An 18,358-nucleotide genomic window follows, 5' to 3' on the forward strand; every position below is an offset into this window, starting at 1 on the left:
GTTTCTACTCCACAAACGCGACAGGGCTCAGTGCGAGCCCGCATTGTAACCGCTCGACGCCAGACGCAGGACGACGTCGTCCACCTGCACCCCGCCCCGGTCGATGACCAGATTCTGATAGTTGCGCTGGCCTTCCATGGTCTCGGCCTCGACGTTCTCGACCTCGGCCACGAACTGGCGACGCAGATAGGTGGCCAGCTCGCCCGCCGTGACCATGCCGTCGCCGTCCACGTCGCCGGCTCCGGCCAGACCCGCGCGCAGGAAGTGGGACAGGTAACCGCCGGCCTCGAACTTGTCGGCCACGGCGCTGGTCAGGTCCTCCTCGGACGAGAACAACCCCATCACGCCCGGACGATCCACGACGTTGCGCGCGAAGCCGCCGGAGAAGCAGCTGTCGAGCACCAGCAGGGACAGGCGGGTGTCGAGCCCGTTGAACAGCTGGGCCATTTCCTGATCGGTGATCTCTCCGTCGGTCAGGACGATGGATTCCGTGCGGCCATCCGGTTCCTGGGCGTTTGTCTGGGCGTCTTCCTGGCTGCCGTGACCGGAGAAGAAGAACAGGAACATGTCGTCGGGCCCGGCCTCGCGGGCGACCTGCTGGAAGGCCCGGCGCACCCCGCCGACGGTCGCCTCGGCATTGGTCAGGACCACGCTCGACGGGTTGAGCACCCCGCCCCTCTGCAGGGTCTCGGCCAGCTTCTCGGCGTCTTCGTCTGTATACGGAAGATCGCTCGCGACATCGCCGTATTCCGAGATGCCGACCATGATGGCGAACACCCGCTGGCCGCCCTGAACCGAGGCCTGGCGCGCCGATCCCTGGCTGGGACTGACCGCAAAGCGATAGGACCCCGTCTCGCCCGTGGCGAAGGATGTGACGCCCACCGAATACTCGCCATCCTCCTGCAGCACCGCATCCAGGCGGCTGTTGGTGCCGTCCTCGCCGTCGTCATTGTCCAGTTGCTCACCCGACGGCGTGGTCAGGATCAGATAGGCGTCAAAGGCCGAGGAGGTCAGCTCCGCCGAGATCCGCTCGCCGCGTCGGCCGGTGAAGGTGAAGGTGTCGACGTATTCGCCGCTGTCCAGCTGTTCGTCGCCCGCCTGGAGCGCACCGCCCACCGTCGCGCCGATCGAGATACTGCCGCCGCGCACGTCCTGACGCTGGCCTCGGCTTTCGACGTAGGAGTCCTGACGCGGACGCCCCTGCGGCGCGCGGCCGTCGGACGTCAGGGCGGCGAGACGATAGGAGCCCTGTTCGCCCGGCTCGTAGCTGGTGGCGGTGATCCGATATTCGCCGTCCTGCGGCAGGGTGACCAGAAGGCGGCTGTCGCGGCCGCCGTCGCCGTCCGGGTCGTCGTCGTTGGCCTCGGTCAGACCGGGGCCCTCGATCATCAGATAGGGGTCGAAGGCGGACGAGGACATGCGCAGGTCCAGTTGCTGACCGCGACGCCCGCGAAGGCTGTAGGTGTTGACGTACTCTCCGCTGGTCAGCTGTCGGTCGCCCTGACCCAGGGCGCCGTTGACCGTCTGGCCTAGCTGGATCGCGCCGTCGGCCTGACGCGCAGGCGGCTGATAGGTGGGCTGAGGCGGACGCCTGCTGCCGGCATAGGCGGCGCGACCGCCCTGCTCGGCCAGGATCTGGTAGCGACCGGTCTCGTTCGAGCCGAAGCTGGTGGCGGCGATGGTCGCGACCCCGTCCGCCGTCGCGGTGAAAGTCAGGCGGCTGTTGCGACCACCGCGTTGACCGGGATCGTCGTCATTGTCTTCCGACAGGCCGCCCGGACCGCGCACCATCAGATAGGCGTCGAAGTCTCCGGCATCGAGGCTGACCGTGTAGGTCTCGCCGCGCCGCACCTGCAGTTCCCAATCGTCGGCGAACTCGCCGGCGTCCAGTCTGCGATCACCCTGAGCCAGGGCGCCCGAGGCGCCGCGACCCGGCTGCAGCATGCCTCCGCCAGCGTTCTGTGCGCCGCGTCCGCCGCCCATGTTCGAGGCGACCGCCCCACGACCGCCGCCCTGGCCCCCGTTCGTCGACAGGGTGTAGCGACCGCCTTCGCCGGCCTCATAGCTGGTGGCGGTGATCCGATAGGTCCCGTCAGCAGGCAGACGGACATCGAGGCCCGCATTGGTGCCGTCGTCGCCCGAATCGTCGTTGTCTTCCTCGAAATCGCCCGGCCCGCGCATCATCAGGTAGGCGTCGAAATCGTCCGAGCGCATGACCACCGACAACGACTGGCCCGCCCGGCCCTGCACTTCATAGACGTCGATGAACTCGCCCGAATCGAGCTGGTCGTCGCCGCGCGCGAGCGTCCCCTGCACCGACCCGTTCGGCTGCAGCCGCTGCTGGGCCAAGGCCGGTCCCGTCAGAAGCGGCGTCGTCGCAAGCGACAAGGAAAGAGCCGTTGAAAACAGAACGTTGCGCATGCGATTCTTCCCCCAGAAGACGGGCGGACATTGCTCCCGCTCACTCTTGATGTCACGGGTTCGCGGAACAGGGGTCAGATTTCGACACCTTCTTGCCCCATCACCCTCATTCGGCCTTGATCGCGGCGTAGGAGCCGCGCCCTCGCGAAAGCCGCGACCTCCCCAGACGACCTCGCGCCGCTCGCCAATCCGGGCCCGGCGCCGCTCACGGATCCAGTATGCCCTTCCCCGCCAGTCACCCCGCGCTCGACCGCGCCCTTTCCGAACGCGGCTATGCCGAACCGACGCCCGTCCAGGCCGCTGTGCTGGAGGCCTCGCTCGCCGATGACGGAACCGGTCGCGACCTTCTGGTCTCGGCCCAGACCGGTTCGGGCAAGACCGTCGCCTTCGGCCTGGCGCTCGCGCCGACCCTGCTGGGCGATGCTGAGAAGTTCACCGACTTCGGCAACCCGCTGGCCCTGGTCATCGCCCCGACCCGCGAACTGGCGCTTCAGGTCTCCAACGAACTGACCTGGCTTTACGCCCACACCAACGCCCGCATCGTCTCCTGCGTCGGCGGCATGGATCCGAAGACCGAGCGCCGGGCGCTGGAACGCGGCGCCCATATCGTCGTCGGCACCCCCGGTCGTCTGCGCGACCACCTGGAGCGCGGCGCGCTCGACCTGTCGGAAGCCAAGGCCATCGTGCTGGATGAAGCCGACGAAATGCTGGACATGGGCTTCCAGGAAGACCTGACCTTCATGCTGGACGCGGCCCCGGCCGAGCGTCGCACCTTGCTGTTCTCGGCGACCCTTGCCCGCGACATCGTCCAGCTGGCCAAGACCTATCAGCGCGATGCGCTCCGCATCGACACCGTCGCCGGCAACAAGTCGCACGCCGACATCGAGTACAAGGCCATCCGCGTCGCCCCGAACGAAGTCGAGCTCGGCGTCGTCAATGTGCTGCGCTATTTCGAGTCTCCCGGCGCCCTGGTCTTCGCGAACACGCGCGAGCGGGTGAAGCACCTGACCGCGTCGCTGCGGGAACGCGGCTTCTCCGTCGTCGGCCTGTCGGGCGAACTGACCCAGAGCCAGCGCTCCGAAGCGCTGCAAGCCCTGCGCGACGGCCACGCCCGCGTCTGCGTCGCCACCGACGTCGCCGCGCGCGGTCTCGACCTGCCTGACCTGGGCCTGGTCATCCATGCCGAAATTCCGGTCAATAAGGCCGGCCTGCTGCACCGTTCGGGCCGCACCGGCCGCGCGGGCAAGAAGGGCGTTTCCGTCCTGCTGGTCAGCTATACGCGCCGCCGCAAGGTCGAGCTGATGCTGCAATCGGCCTCGATCACGGCCGAGTGGTCCGGCCCCCCGAGCGCCGAGATGATCCTGGAGAAGGACCGCGAGCGCCTGCTGGCCGATCCCGCCCTGACCGCTCCGGTCGAGGACGAGGAGGCGCTGGAGCTGGGCCGCCTGCTGCTGCAGCGGACCACGCCCGAACAGGTCGCCGCCTCGCTGATCCGCCTCTACCGCCAGAAGCTTCCGGCACCGGAAGAGGTCTATGACGACGAGCGCATGAAGCGCGCCCAGGTCAGCGGCGTGAACGATCGTGGTCAGGCCGATGGCCCTCTGCGCGACTTCGCCCGCGACGTGGACATGGTCTGGTTCCGCATCAACATCGGCCGCGACAAGAACGCCGATCCGAAATGGCTGCTGCCGACGCTGTGCCGTCTGGGTCACGTGACCAAGGGCGACATCGGCTCGATCAAGATCTTCGACCGCGAGACCAAGTTCGAGATCACTCAGGCCGCCGAGGCCAAGTTCCGCGCCGCCATCGCGAACGGTCTGGAAGACGGGGTGACCGTCTCCGACGCCGTGGCTCCGGGACCGAAGGAGCGTCCCGCCAGCCGCTGGGACAAGAAGCCTCGTGAAGACGGCGGCGACCGTCCGGAGCGCAAGCCCTGGGCCAACAAGACCGAGGGCGACCGTGCGCCGCGTGGCGACAAGCCCGCCTGGAAACCGCGCGAGGACGGCGACAAGCCGGCGTGGAAATCCCGCGAGGACAAGCCCGCGGGCGAGAAGAAGCCCTGGGTCAAGCGCGACGACGCCGCGCCTGCCTCGGTCGAAGCCAAGCCCAAATGGGTCAAGCGCACTTCCGACGCCCCGACGCCGGAGGGCAAGAAACCCTGGGTGAAGAAGCCCTATGCCGGGACCAAGCCCGCCTGGGCCCCGGCCTCCGACGCCGCTCCGGCCGCCACTGGCGACAAGCCCTGGAAGGGCAAGCCCAAGGGCGGCGACCGTCCCTGGGCCGCCAAGGACGCCCACGGCAAACCGACCGGCGAGAAGAAGCCGTTCAAGGGCAAGAAGAAGCCAAACGGATAAGCCTCCCTCTCCCAGAGGGAGAGGGCTTGAGCGCACGGCGGCTAGCCGGCGTCCTTGCGCGAAAGGGTGAGGGGTTTCGTCGTTAACCGGTGAGGGCATAACCCCTCACCCTTTCGGCTTGGCGCATCGCTACGCTCTGCGAGCCTCAAGCCCTCTCCCTCTGGGAGAGGGTCAGCCGTCTTGCTTGCCCCGAACCTGTAACCGCTTACAATCCCCACAAAAGACCACCAGGGACAGGATACACGATGGCCGACGTGCGCTTAAGCGCCATTCGCAAGAGCTTCGGCACGACCGAGGTTCTGAAGGGTGTCGATCTGACCATCGCCGACGGCGAGTTCGTGATCTTCGTGGGTCCGTCGGGCTGCGGCAAGTCCACCCTGCTGCGCGTCATCGCCGGTCTGGAAGAGGCCGACGCGGGCGAGGTCTCCATCGGCGGACGCGTCGTCAATGCGCTGAGCCCATCCGACCGGGGCATCGCCATGGTCTTCCAGTCCTACGCTCTCTATCCACACATGAGCGTGCGCCAGAACATGGCCTTCGGCCTGACGCTGGCGAAGACGGACAAGGCCGAGATCGAGCGCCGCGTCATGGCCGCCGCCGAGACCCTCAACATCGTCGACTACCTCGACCGCAAGCCCAAGGCCCTGTCCGGCGGCCAGCGCCAGCGCGTCGCCATCGGCCGCGCCATCGTACGCGAGCCCGAGGTTTTTCTGTTCGACGAGCCCCTGTCGAACCTCGACGCCGCGCTGCGGGTCCGCATGCGTTACGAGTTCGCCTCGCTGCACGAGCGGCTGAAGACGACCATGATCTACGTCACCCACGACCAGGTCGAGGCCATGACCCTGGCCGACCGGATCGTGGTCCTGAACGGCGGCGTGATCGAACAGGTCGGCGCGCCGATGGAGCTCTACGAACACCCCCGGACCCGCTTCGTCGCCGAGTTCATCGGCAGCCCGAAGATGAACCTCGTCTCGGCCAAAGTGGTCGAGGCGTCCGGGTCGGGCGCGACGGTGAAGACGGCTGCGGGCGAGACCGTGCACGTCAGCGTCAATGCAGCATCGGCCAAGCCGGGCCAGTCGGTCATGCTGGGCGTCCGGCCCGAACACCTGACCCTCACCGGCCCCGGCGACGCGATCCAGGCCAAGGCCGCCTTCGTCGAGACCCTGGGCAACGCGACCTACGCCTATGTCACCGTCGGCGGCTCGAGCGAGACCCTGACGGTGCAGCTTCCCGGTGACGTCCGCCCGACGGTCGGCGAGGCGTTGACCCTGCACGTCGATCCGGCGCGCGCGCATCTGTTCGACGCAGACGGGGCGGCGTTCAAGCGGCTCAGCGCTTCCTGAACCGCGCCGCCTCGGCGGCCAGCCCCGAACCCCAGTCGCTTTTCTCTTCGGCCGGCTCGGGCACGAAGGCGGCTTCCGGCAGCGTCCCCGCCACCCCGCGCATGGCCAATGCCAGCGGCTCGGCCATCACGGCCAGCATGCGCAGCGGCTTGCGCTTCGCGTCCCGAACGTCCCAGCCCTCGGCCTCAAACAGGTCTGCCTGATCCTGCGGCGACAGGCGTTCAATGCCGTCCCAGTCCTCGGGCCGCGCCGCATCCTCGGCCTGTTCCGCCGTCAGGCCGAAGATGGCGACCAGCACCACATCCACCTCGAGAAACTCGTCCCGACGCGAAGGGTCGGCATAGCCGGGCTTCATCAGCGCCTTGGCTTCAAGGTCGGCGACGCCGGGCAGGTCGAGGAGACGGCGGAGGATCTGGGTCATGGATCCGATCTATCCCCTCCCCGTCTCTCCGAAAAGCGTCAGCGCAGTTCGACCCGTCGCGCGCCCGCCGGGATGATCAGTTCGCGGCCCTTCCACTCGCCCGCTCGACCGTCGATGCGGATGCGCGCGGGCAGGTCCTGTCCCTCCGGCCATTGCAGGACGAACCCGCCAGGCGGCGTCACGCCCGGCGACAGCGTCAGGGTCGTCACCCCCACCCGACGCCGCAGGGCGTAGGTCAGCGGACCGTACGGCGTCCGCACCTCCCGCACGCCCACACCCGTCGCGCTATCGATCCAGCTCATCGGCAGGCCGGCCGCCAGCACCAGCGCATGATCGGCGTCCCGCTCATAGACGAACAGGTCCAGCGCCGAGCGGATATAGTCCGAACTGATCCAGGCGTGCGGCATGTCGCCGATGAAGCGCGGCTCGCGCAGGTCGCGGCCCACCACCTCGGCCCAGCCGTTCCAGGCCTGGGGCCTGCGGTCGGCGAAGAAGAAGTCCAGAGCCGTCATCGCCCGCTCGCGCTGACCCAGCCGCACGAAGGCGCCGACGTTCCTCAGCTCATAGGGGGTGTAGTCCTTCCACGCCGTCCGGTTCGCCTGACGGGCCGTGAAGTTCTCCCAGTATTTCTCGAAGGTGCGGATCATCAGGCCCTGCGGCAGATCGGCCTGAAGGCCGCCTGGCGACAGGCCGATCGTGGTCGAGGTGGCGTCGAAATCCCCCCGATCCGCTGCGCCCGCGATCCAGTCGATCCGATGACGGATCGCCGTGCCGCTGATCGAGGTCGTGACGTCGAGCAGGAACTCCTGCCGGGCCGCCTCGATGCGGGCGGCGGCGGCGGTCTCGCCCAGCACCTCGGCGATCTGGACGGCGTCGCGATAGCCCAGCAGCCCCCAGAAATCATCCCAGTAGGACCAGGCCGCCCGGTCGGAATAGCCCTCGTGGCTGATCGACGGCGGCAGGAGCCCGTAGAAGTGGCGTGTCTCGGGCGTCCGGTTGGCTTCGACGCGGGTCGAGGCGCGCAGGGCGTCCATGTAGCCGATGGCGGCCTGCACCTGGGGCCAGACGGCGCGCAGCTGTGTCAGGTCCCCGGTGTAGCGATAGGTCTCGGCGGCCAGGAAGACGAACTCCCCGTGGCTGTCGTTCTCCGGCACCGGATCGGCGCCCCGGCTGTCGACGCAGCACGGGACCTTGCCGTCGCTGAAGACATAGGGCGCGTACCAGCGCAGATAGTCCTGCGACAGCGAAGCGTGGCCCAGCCGGTTCAGGCCCTCGGCCATCATGGCCCCGTCCCGGATCCAGGAGCGGTTGTAGCTGCGCGTGCCCGGCTGCAGCGCCGGGCCTTGGCGCGACATCAGCATATGCGCCAGCGAGGTCTTCATCGTGTCCTCGATCCGCTGACCCTCGGGCGGGGTGATCAGGTCGAAGCGATCGAGCTTCCCGCGCCAGCCGGCGGCGACGCGGGCCTGGATCGTGTCCAGCGCCGCCTCGACCGAAGCCTTAACCGGAAGCGCGGGACGCGACCCGGCCAGCGCGGAGACCCAGCCGAACGTCCGCGTCTCGCCGGGCCGCAGGGTCACGGTGTAGAGCATGGCCCCCGCCATCAGACCGGTCGCATCGTTCGCGACCGCCCCCTCGCCGAGAGGATCGGCGGTCCGCGCCAGCAGGCTCTGCGGATCGGCTCCGGCGTCGAAGATGGAGGTGCGCACACTGTCCGGCGCGTTCAGCGGGTGGACCCGCAGGGCGTCGTCCAGCACCAGCTCGCCGCCATGCCATTGCATCTGGCGGATCGGGCTCGCCCCGCCCGGCACGGCCAGGAACTGGACCGGGCCGTTGACCTGCATCGGCCGCGCCGTCAGGGCCAGGGTCAGGGTCCGCGCGCGCGGCGAGGTATTGGTCAGGTCGTAGCGACCGTAGAGCGCCGCCGCATCGGGCGAGCCCTCCGCCATGGCCGTGACGGTCAGCGTCCAGTCGTCGTGGGTCCAGGTCACCGTCGGGATCGGCAGGTCGTCCTCGACGAGAGCCTGTTCGATCCGCGCATCGGCCCAGGTCACCAGCCGTCCGTTATCGAGGACGAAGGGTTCGATCGACGGCCCGCCGCGCTTCAGCTCGATGGCGCCGTCCTCGGAGATCAGACCGCTCTCGCCGCCGCCGTCGACCCCGACCAGGGTCCAGTAGGGCTGCTCTCCTGCGAAGCCGCGCGGATAGAGGCCGCGCCGGCTCTGGCCCGCGATGGCGGTCAGGAAGGCGGTCTCGTTCGCCCCGAAAGCCAAGGGTTCTATGCGCAGGTCCGCCAAGCCGTAAAACGGTTGGGCCGCCTGGGTGCCGCCGAAGCCGGCACCCATCTGGCCGGAGCCGGTCACCGTCTGCGGCGCGATCAGGTCCAGCCTCAGCCAGCGGGCCGAGGCCTCCGGCGTCCGCAGCCAGTCCGTTCCGCCGTCGCCGGCGCCGACGCGCGCGATCTCAGACCACTGACGGCGATCGTTCGACGCCATGACGCGATAGGCCGACGCCGCCCGCCCCTCGAGCCAGCGCAGGGTCAGGCCGCCGAACTCCCGCTCGTAACCCAGGTCGAGCGTCAGGCTCTGCTCGCTCGCCCCGACGGTGCGCCAGGCGGTGGCGGGATCGTCGTCCACAGCAAGAGACGCGATGGACAGGCCGTCCTCGCTTCCGGCCTCGGCGACCGGACGCGGCGGCACGGAGGGCTCGGGCGCGAGGGTGCGGATCGTCAGGTCGTCGACTTCGATGAAGCCCCGGCCGCCCTCTCCGGCGGTGACCACGAACTCGATCCGTTCGGCCCCGCGGAAGGTACGGTCGGGGTTCGGCCCCCAGGCCCAGATGACCTGACGCTTCTTGATGACGAACTGGGTCCAGCCGCCGGGGAAGTCGTAGCGGGTCACCTGACGCCAGTGGACGTTTTCGGACGAGGCGTCCGTGAACTTGACCTCGAAGGTATTGCTCGGCCCCTCGCCCCGCACCCAGAAGCGGATCTCGTAGTTCTCGGGGGCCTCGAACGACAGGTCTCGCGCGGCAAAGGCATAGCCGGACCGGCCGTTGAAATCGTAGTCCAGACGAAGCGCGTCACCGCGATGCCCCCGAACCGACGACAGCGTCGAGGTCACGTCGGTGGAGGCGTCGGCGGTCCAGGGCGCCAAGTCCTCGAACGTATCGAGGGTTCGCGTGGATTGGGCCTGAGCGGGCGCGGCGATCAGCAACGCGACCAAGACCCCGAGGAACAGACGCATACTCAACCCTTTACGCTCCCCGCCAGCATGCCGCGGATGTAGAATCGTTGCAGCGCCAGGAACAGGATCAGCACCGGCGCCACGGTGATGACCGCGCCCGCCATCATCAGCTCCACGTCCTGCACATGCTCGCGCGACAGGGCCGCAAGGGCCACCGGCAAGGTATAGTTCGACTGATCCGTCAGGATGATGAGCGGCCACAGGAAGTCATTCCAACTGCCTAGAAACACGAACAATCCCAAGGTCACCAGGATCGGCGTCAGGGTCGGCAGGACGATGCGGCGGAAGATCTGACCCTCGGTCGCGCCGTCGACCCGCGCGGCCTCCAGAATCTCGTCGGGGATGGACAGGGCGTACTGGCGCACCAGGAACAGGCCGAAGATCGAGGCCAGCCACGGGACCAGCGCCCCGGCATAGGTGTTCACCAGCCCCATCGACTTCAGCATCAGAAACAGCGGCAGGGTGCCGATCTGGGCCGGAATGACGAGGGCGCCGATCAACAGCTGGAACAGTCGCTCCCGCCCCTTGAAGGTCAGTTTGGCGAAGGCGTAGCCGGCCGGGACCGTGAACGCGAGGGCCAGCGCGGTCGCCAGGGTGGCCAGGGCGAAGCTGTTCCACATATAGCGGCCCATGCCCTGGTTCACGAACAGGTCGCGGTAGTGCTCGAGCGTCGGGGCGCTGGGCAAGAGCGGCGGCGGGAAGACCGCCGCCTCTCCCGTCGCCATGAAGCTGACCGACAGCATCCACAGCAGGGGGAACAGGACGATCAGGCCGATCACGGCTACGCCGATGTTCAGCAGCAGGGTCCGGAGCTTCATGTGTGATCTCCGCCCAGCCTGCGCGACACGGCCAGTTGCACCAGGGTCACCGCGAAGATGCACAGGAACAGCACGAAGGCGACGGCGCTGGCCGAGCCCAGGTTCCACCATTTGAAGCCCTCTTCGTACATGAAGTAGAGCACCGTCACGGTCGACTGCGCGGGCCCCCCTTGCGTCATCACATAGGGCTCGGCGAACAGCTGGAAGAAGCCCGCGACCGAGATGATCGAGACCAGCAACAGGGTCGGAGCGATGGCCGGCAGGGTGACGTTCGTGAACCGCGCCCAGGGCCCTGCCCCGTCGATGCGCGCGGCTTCATAGAGGTCGTCAGGCACCGTCTGAAGCACCGCCAGGAAGATCAGCATGTTGTAGCCGAACGTCTTCCACACGACGAAGATGAGGATCGCCGGGATCGAGGTGTTCGGATCCCCCAGCCAGTCCACCGCAGGCAGGCCGAAGGAGGTCAGGACCCAGTTGATCACGCCGTATCGGGTGTGCAGCAGATAGTTCCACAGCACCGCCGTGGCGACGAGGGTGGTGACATAGGGGGCGAAGAACATGACGCGCCACACAGGCCGCCACTTGACCGTCCGAGCATTCAGGATCACGGCCGCCAGAAGAGACGCGCCGATGGAAAGCGGCACGCCCAGCACGCCGAACCAAACGGTGTTCTTCATCGCCTGCCAGAACAGCGGATTGGTCAGCAGACGCTCGTAGTTCTGCAGTCCCACGAACCGCATATTGCCGAGATCGGCCAGAGCATAGATGTCGAAGTCGGTCAGGCTGAGCAGCAGCGACGACACGACGGGAATGACGAAAAAGACCGCGATGGCGATCAGCGACGGGGCGACGAACCCCCAGGCGGCGCGTTCCCGGCGAGAGATCATGCCGCTCGCCCCTGTTCGATCATCCAGCGGCGCTTTTCGAGCAGGCGGTCGGCGCGACGGTCGATCTCGGCCCCCGCCTGTTGAACGGTGAACTCGCCGCGCACCATGCGTTCGGCGACGATCTGCATCTCGGTGACGATCCGCTCCCACTCCGGCACCTTGGGCACGGCCTTGGCGCGCGCCAGCTGCCCGTTGAAGGCGGCGACATAGGGGTCGGACGCCACCCTCGGCGCGGCCCAGGCGGATCGGCGCGCGGGCAGGTCGCCGCTGATGACGTTGAACTCGGCCTGCACCTTCGGATCGGACAGGTAACGCACCAGCTTCCAGGCCGCCTCCTGATGCGGGGAGGACCGGAACACGGCCAGCGACGACCCGCCGGGCGCCGAGGCTCCGGGACCTGTCGGACCGGGCACGCCAGCCGTGGTCCAGTGCGGCTGGATCTCCGCCGGCAGTCGGCTCTTCATGTCGCCGATGGTCCAGGGACCGGAGAAGTAGAAGCTGAAATAACCCTTGGCGAACTCGTTCCAGACGTTCGAGATCTGGGCCGCAGACGCCAGCGGCGCGAGGCCTTCGTCGAACAGGCTCTTGTAGAAGGCCAGCGCCGCCAGGAAGGACGGACTGGAGAAGTTGCCGCGCGTATCCTGATCCCGCAGCAAGGGTTGATCGCCCTGAAGTCCGAACGTCAGAAGCTGCTCGAACTCATTGACCGGCAACAGGATCGCGAAGTTCCCCTCGCCCGCCACACGCTTGACGGCATGCATGGACCGCTTCCATTCGGCCCAGTCGGTCGGCATGGCGTCGAACCCGGCGCGAGCCAGGATGTCCGTGCGCAGGAAGATCAGACGCGTGTCCACATACCAGGGCGTGGCCATGGCGCGGCCGGCGATAGCGTTGGTCTCCAGCACCGCCGGGAACTGGTCGGTCAGCAGGTCGGCCGCCGCCGCCGGGGTCGGCGACAGGGCGCCGATCGCCGCCAGCTCCGCCACCCAGGTGTTGCCGATCTGACTGACGTCCGGCAGCGACGCCCCGGCATAGGCGGTCAAAAGCTTCTGGTGCGCCGCCGTCCACGGCTGGGGCTGGACGATCACCTGGATACCCGGATTGGCCGCCTCGAACGCCGGCAGGATCGACGGGACGTGCGTCCCCTCATTGCCCATGGCCCAGAAGGTCAGCCGGGTGATCCCGTCGTTCCGGCCGCACCCCGCCAGAGACGCGCCCGCCCCGGCCATCAGCCCCAGCGCGGCGCGCCGGTCGATCATGCGTCCAGCCATCCGCCGGTGAACCCGGCCCGCTGCAAACCGCGCTTCAGGTTCGGTTCGCCGTGCATGTGGCGCCAGACCAGCTCGGACCGGCCGTTCTCGATCATGACCACGATCGGCCCCTGATCGATGCCGAGGTAGTCGCCGTCGACCCAGCCCACGCCGGGCACGATCGAACCATGCTGCAATCGGCCCTCCCGCTCCGTCAGGGTCGGGTTGAAGGAATCGAGGAAGCCCCACTGGGTGTAGACCGGCGCATAGCGCGCCTTCATCGCCTTCAGGGTGGCGGTGACCTCTGCCGGCGCGAACGGATAGCTGCCCATGGCCGCGGTCGGAGCCAGGGTGCCGTCGTCCCGCTCGCCCGGACCGCGCGCGGAATAGCTGAAGAACTCGCGTTCCCTCGCATCGATGACCTGTTTGAAGTCGCCCGGCCCGTCGCAGGCCGTCAGACCCCAGATGTCGGCGCAATAGCCGTCCCAGCCGCCGGGATTGTCGACGGCGTATTTGCGCTGCGCATGGACGGCGCGGCGGCTGTTCTCGAAATAGTCGAGCGCCTCGCCGGTCATAGCCGACTGGCCGCGCATCCAGGCGTCGCGGATGCCGCGGAAGTCGATGAACATGTGGCTGTACTGGTGTCCGAAGATCGGCGCGAACTGCAGGTGCCACTCGCCCCAGCGGTCGGTCCAGCTCCGCTCATAGACATGGACCCACTCGTCCCAGACGCCCGGAGAGACCGGATGCGTCGGGCTGCCGATGGCGAGCAGCAGGACGATCATGCCCTCGTTGTAGACATTCCAGTCGGACGGGATGAAGCCTGTCTCCGGGTGCCAGCCCATGGTGATGCGGTTCGGCCGGACGACGGCCCAGTCCCACTCGACCCGCTCGTACAGAGCCTGCGCGATCTCGCGGATCTCGACCTCTTCGGCATGACGACCGTCGAAGAACCGCGCCGCGAACAGCATGCCGCCCAGCAGCAGGGCCGTATCCACGGTCGACAGCTCGGTCGTGCCGAACCGGTGGCCGGTGTCCATATTGAGGAAGTGGTAGAAGAAGCCCTTGTACCCGCCCACGCCCGTCGCCTCCGCCCCCTGAGGCAGGGCCGCGAAATAGCGCAGGGTGATCAGGGTCCGCTCGCGCGCCTCGGCCCGCGTCATCCAGCCCCGCTCGACCCCGACGGGCCAGCAGGTCAGGGCGAAGCCCACGGCCGCCACCGAACAGAAGCTCTCGGTCGGCCAACGATCGGGTGTCAGGCCGGTCTCGCGGTCCGTGACATGCACGAACCAGTCGAAGGTCCGCCGCTGAAGTTCGTTGATTTCCGGGTCCACGGCCGTCACTCGCCCTGCCCGACCCGTCTGGGCCCAGGCCGGCGCTGCGAACCCGGCGGCCAGACCGGCCAGGGTGGTTCCGAGCAGAAATCGACGACGGTCCATACTCACTCATCCTACGTCAACGCCCCCGCGTCGCCCCAAAAAAGGATGGCCGCCCCTGTGTCACAGGGGCGGCCAGTCTCAGGAGAAGTCGATCAGAAGCGGTAACGCAGACCCACCTGGATCGTCCGGGTCGGCAGGGCCTGTGATGTCGGCGCGCCATACAGCGGGTTGAACGCGGCCAGGGGCGTGTTGTTGTTCAACCGCAGGCTGGTGTTGTAGCCGTTGTAGTTGCGGAAATCGAAGACGTTGATGGCGTCCACCATCGCCTCGACGGTCTGTCCGCCGAAGACGGTGAACTCCTTGCTCAGGCGCAGGTCCACCTGACGGGTGGCGAAGTTCAGGCCCGGCAGGAAGGCCCGGCGGTCGGGATAGCCGGCGAACCAGTCCGGCTTGGCGCCCCCGCCCACATTGTTGATCGTGAACGGACGACCCGACCCCAGGGTGATCACCGACGACAGGCGGAAGTCCCACGGCAGCGCCAGGGTGCCCGAGGCCACGATACGGTGACGCTCGACGCCCGGCGTGTTGAAGAACGGGCTGGCGGCGATGTTCGGATAGTCGAAATCGAAGGACGACAGGCCCTGATCGCGGCTGCCGTTCTGCTCGCCGTCAGCCAAGGTATAGGCGATGTTGAAGCCGTAACCGCTGTCCTGAGTGTAGGGACGGTCGATCGTCACATACATCGCCTTGTAGGTCCGCTCCCTGCCGTGGTCGGAATAGAAGACGCCGTCGTTGAAGGCGAACGGCTGGCCCGTCGCCGGATCGGTAAACTGCCTTGGAGTGACGACAACGCTGTTCGCCGCGTTCACGTTGATCCGGTACCAGCCGAACTCGTTCTTGGTCTTGGCGTAGGAGAAGGTGACGGCCGTCTGGATGTCTCCGAACTTCTGACGAAGGCCCAGGTTGAACTGATCGGTGTAGGGAACCGGGGCGTCGTTGCGGACCAGGAAGATTTCGCCACGGCTCGGTGTGCCGCCCAACAAGGCGTCCAGACCCGCTGTTGTATTGTACTCGGGCCGGAAGGCGACGGTGTCCGTGCGTCCGCCGAACGTCCCGCCGTTCGGCGAGAAGAAGATCTCGCGACTGCGGTTGAACGGCGAGAACCGCTCCGAGAAGGCGAAGTTGAAGCCGATCCGGTCGTAGTAGCGGCCGGCGCCGCCGAACAGAACCGACTGCTCGTCACCGAAGATGTCGTACGAGAAGCCGATGCGCGGCTGGAAGGCCTCCTTGAAGGGCTCGCGATCGCCGTCGGAGATGTAGTTGTTGATGTCGACCGGTGAAACGAAGCCGGGAGTCGCCTGGAAGTTTGCCAGAACCTGCCGGATCGCCGTGGGGGTGACCCAGTCATTGTTGACGGCGTTGTCCTCGTAATCCCAGCGCAGGCCGAGGTTCAATTCCAGCCGGTCGGTGATCTGCCAGTCATCCTGGATGTAGAGGCCGAGGGTGTTGTTGGACACGTCCGCCGGATCCGTCGGCAGGTTCAGGCTGACCCGCGTCGGGATGGTGGTGCTGCCCAGGATGGTGCCGGTCACGTCGTAGGTGAACTGCGGGTTCCGGTTGAAGAACTTCTGCACATAGTAGTCGTGCATGGCGTAGCGCACGCCCATCTTGATCGTGTGCGAGCCGTAGAATTCCAGAGCATTGAAGGTCAGGTCGTTTTTGACCGTGATGACCTCGTCGCGGATGTTCTGGTTGTTGGTGCCGCCACCGCCCGTGAAGATCTGGTCGCCCTGATTATAGTCGAACTGGAAGCCGGGCGTCGTCGTGCTGGCGTCGCGATAGGCGATGAACCGGGTACCGGGCGTGTCGAAGTTCAGGGCCTGCGGATTGTAGGTGTTCTCGCGATAATCGACCGCGAACTCGTTGAGGAAGGTGTCGCCCTGGAACTGGTGACGCAGCACGACCTTGCGATCCTCGACGTTCACCGCATTGGCGCGCGAGAAGGCGCTGCCGCCGTTGCCGAAGTCGCGAATGTCCTGTTCGGTGCGATAGGTGACCGACAGATCGACAATCTGACGGTCGTCGATCTGCCAGGACAGCTTGCCGAAATAGAGGTCCTGCTCGAACGGCGCTTCGAACACGCCGAGCTCGTTCTCGAACAGCGGAGTGTACTGGGTCTGGTTGAGGAAGACCGCGTTCGACCGCGTCTCGTCCTTGCGCTCATAGCTGAGCAGGAAGTGCAGACGGTCCTGAATGATCGGGCCGGACAGGTCGAAGCCGTACTCCATCCGGTCGAGCTGGGGTTTGGCCTGACCGCGACGTTCGGAGAAGACGTCCTGCGAGCGCCAGTCGGAATCTTGATAGGTGACGAAGGCCCCGCCATGGAACTCGTTGGTGCCCGAGCGCGTCACGGCCGTGATGATGGCCGAGGACGCCTGTTCGTACTCAGCCTTGAAGTTCTGGGTCAGGACCCGGAACTCCTGCACCGCGCCCTGCGGGAAGGGATTGCCGCGGCTGTCGTCCTGACCGGCGAAGCCGCCGTCCAGAATGTTGGACTTCTGGCTCTGGCCGTCGATGAAGACGTTGATCGCATTGGCCGATTGAGCGCCGGCATAGATCGTGCGTTCCGAGGGGTCCTGGCTGACGACGACGCCGGGAGCCAGGGCCGCGAAATTGAGGAAGTTGCGGTCGACCTGAGGCAGGTTGTTGATCTGCTGCTGGCTGACGTTGGTGGCGACCTCCGAGGTGCGGACCTCGAAGATGCGACGGCCGGTGACGACGATGTCGCCGAGATCCGTGCCCTCTCCCGCCGCGACGGTGGAGGTCGTGCTCGTCACATCAAGGTCCAGAGTGGCGACCTGGCCTACGGACAGGGTGACGACGTCGGTCGCCGTCTGGCCATCGCCGCTGGTGACGGTGATCTCGTAGGTCGCGGGGCGCAGTCCGTTGAGGACATAGGTTCCGCTGCTGGAAATCTGGCCGCGCGTCGTGAAGCCGCTGGCCACGTCGCGCAGGACGATGGAACCGCCCGGCTCGATCGCCTGCCCCTCATAAACGGTGCCGCGCAGCGTCGACGTCGTCGACTGAGCCGAGGCGGCTCCGGCGGTCATCAGGGTCGCGACAGCGAGCGCCGAAACGGCGCCCAACGCGCGGGTGCGCAGGGTCATGCGGGTCATTGGGTCTCTCCGTTGAGGGTCTGGGCGCGGCCGCTCGATTGGCGGACGACGAGTTGAGGTTTGACGATTTCGCAGGCGGCGTCGGGCGTCGCCTCCGGGTCGGTGGAGGCCGCGATCAGGGCGACGAGCCGGTCCATGGCCCGGCGGCCCGTCTCGGCGATCTCGATTCGCAGGGTTGTCAGGGCGGGCCGCACCAGGGCGGCGATCGGCACATCGTCGAAGCCGACGACGGCGATGTCTTCCGGGCACCGAACGCCGGCCTCCTGAAGCGCCAGCAAAGCGCCGACCGCCATCATGTCGTTGGCGGCGAAAATCGCGTCCGGCCGAACGCCCTCGGCCAGCAGGGCCGTAGTCGCGTCGTGACCCGAGGCCTGGGTGAAGGCCCCTGCGACGACCGTCGGTTGGCGTCCCGCAGCGGTCATGGCCTGGACGTAGCCGGCCTGGCGTTCGCGGGCCTCGAGGTTGCCCGAGGGGCCGCCGATGTGGACGACCCGCTCCCGGCCCTCGGCCAGCAGGTGTTCGACCGCTGCGACCGCGCCGCCGATGTTGTCGACCACGATCGAGGGGCGGCCTGCGTCATTGGCGCCGCCGTTCATCAGCAGCACGGGCAGGCGACCCGCCAGACTTTGCGCCAGATGCGCCGAATCCAGATGGGGCGACAGCACGATCAGTCCGTCCACCCGGCCGCGCATGGACCGGATCGCGGCAGCCGCGTCGGACGCGTCATCATGCGAGCTGGACACGATCAGATGCAGGCCGTTGGCGCGCGCCGCGACGTCCATGCCCCGGATCAACTCCGAGAAGAATTCCCCGAAAAGGTCCGGCAGAATGACCCCGACGGTGTCGGTGCGGCTGGTCGACAGGCTGCGGGCACCCGAATGAGGCACGTAGGACAGCGCCTCGACCGCCTCCATCACCTTCAGCCGGGTGGGTTCGGTGACCGGGCCGGCGCCGGTCAGGACACGTGAGACCGAGGCCACGGAGACCTGCGCACGCTCGGCCACATCGCGGATCGTCGCCGGCTTCATGCCGCGCATCCGATCGGCGCACGGCCGTCAGGGCTG

Annotated in this window: 11 protein-coding genes; 2 read left to right on the forward strand and 9 right to left on the reverse strand. The window is 67.4% G+C overall.

Annotated features, from left to right (window positions below; genetic code table 11):
• Positions 1–27: 27 nt before the first annotated feature.
• The gene (locus ACW171_RS05035; protein WP_492095998.1) at positions 28–2,421 is read right to left on the reverse strand and encodes a pre-peptidase C-terminal domain-containing protein; all 2,394 of its coding nucleotides are present in this window, start codon (positions 2,419–2,421) and stop codon (positions 28–30) included.
• A gap of 218 nt (positions 2,422–2,639) precedes the next feature.
• Between ACW171_RS05035 and ACW171_RS05040 the strand changes: the two genes are divergently transcribed.
• Both ACW171_RS05040 and ACW171_RS05045 read left to right on the forward strand, forming a co-directional pair.
• Positions 2,640–4,775, forward strand: a complete 2,136-nt coding sequence (locus tag ACW171_RS05040) for a DEAD/DEAH box helicase (protein ID WP_492095999.1) — start codon at positions 2,640–2,642, stop codon at positions 4,773–4,775.
• A 245-nt stretch (positions 4,776–5,020) separates the two neighbouring features.
• Positions 5,021–6,118, forward strand: coding sequence for an ABC transporter ATP-binding protein (locus ACW171_RS05045; RefSeq protein ID WP_492096000.1), 1,098 nt, complete (start codon positions 5,021–5,023; stop codon positions 6,116–6,118).
• Here ACW171_RS05045 and ACW171_RS05050 read toward each other — a convergent pair.
• The 8 genes from ACW171_RS05050 to ACW171_RS05085 all read right to left on the reverse strand — a co-directional run bounded on the left by ACW171_RS05050 (position 6,105) and on the right by ACW171_RS05085 (position 18,322).
• Positions 6,105–6,539: a hypothetical protein gene (locus ACW171_RS05050; RefSeq protein WP_492096001.1), complete on the reverse strand. Its 435-nt coding sequence runs from the start codon at positions 6,537–6,539 to the stop codon at positions 6,105–6,107. The genes ACW171_RS05045 and ACW171_RS05050 overlap by 14 nt on opposite strands.
• 38 nt (positions 6,540–6,577) lie before the next feature.
• Positions 6,578–9,784 carry a discoidin domain-containing protein gene (locus ACW171_RS05055; RefSeq protein ID WP_492096002.1) on the reverse strand — a complete coding sequence of 1,069 codons (3,207 nt, stop codon included), beginning with the start codon at positions 9,782–9,784 and terminating at the stop codon, positions 6,578–6,580.
• Between the two features lie 2 nt (positions 9,785–9,786).
• Positions 9,787–10,602, reverse strand: a complete 816-nt coding sequence (locus ACW171_RS05060; protein ID WP_492096003.1) for a carbohydrate ABC transporter permease — start codon at positions 10,600–10,602, stop codon at positions 9,787–9,789.
• The gene (locus ACW171_RS05065; protein WP_492096004.1) at positions 10,599–11,489 is read right to left on the reverse strand and encodes a carbohydrate ABC transporter permease; all 891 of its coding nucleotides are present in this window, start codon (positions 11,487–11,489) and stop codon (positions 10,599–10,601) included. The genes ACW171_RS05060 and ACW171_RS05065 overlap by 4 nt, the downstream gene beginning before the upstream one ends.
• A complete protein-coding gene (locus ACW171_RS05070; protein ID WP_492096005.1) occupies positions 11,486–12,748 on the reverse strand; it encodes an extracellular solute-binding protein in 1,263 nt (420 codons plus the stop codon). The genes ACW171_RS05065 and ACW171_RS05070 overlap by 4 nt, the downstream gene beginning before the upstream one ends.
• Positions 12,745–14,178, reverse strand: coding sequence for a glucoamylase family protein (locus tag ACW171_RS05075; protein ID WP_492096006.1), 1,434 nt, complete (start codon positions 14,176–14,178; stop codon positions 12,745–12,747). The genes ACW171_RS05070 and ACW171_RS05075 overlap by 4 nt, the downstream gene beginning before the upstream one ends.
• A 92-nt stretch (positions 14,179–14,270) precedes the next feature.
• A complete protein-coding gene (locus ACW171_RS05080; RefSeq protein WP_492096007.1) occupies positions 14,271–17,294 on the reverse strand; it encodes a TonB-dependent receptor in 3,024 nt (1,007 codons plus the stop codon).
• Entirely contained in the window at positions 17,291–18,322 is a 1,032-nt protein-coding gene (locus ACW171_RS05085; RefSeq protein WP_492096008.1) for a LacI family DNA-binding transcriptional regulator, read from the reverse strand. Before ACW171_RS05085 ends, ACW171_RS05080 begins: the two co-directional genes overlap by 4 nt.
• Positions 18,323–18,358 lie beyond the last annotated feature (36 nt).

Source organism: Brevundimonas sp. FV1ye28 (genome assembly GCF_058681135.1).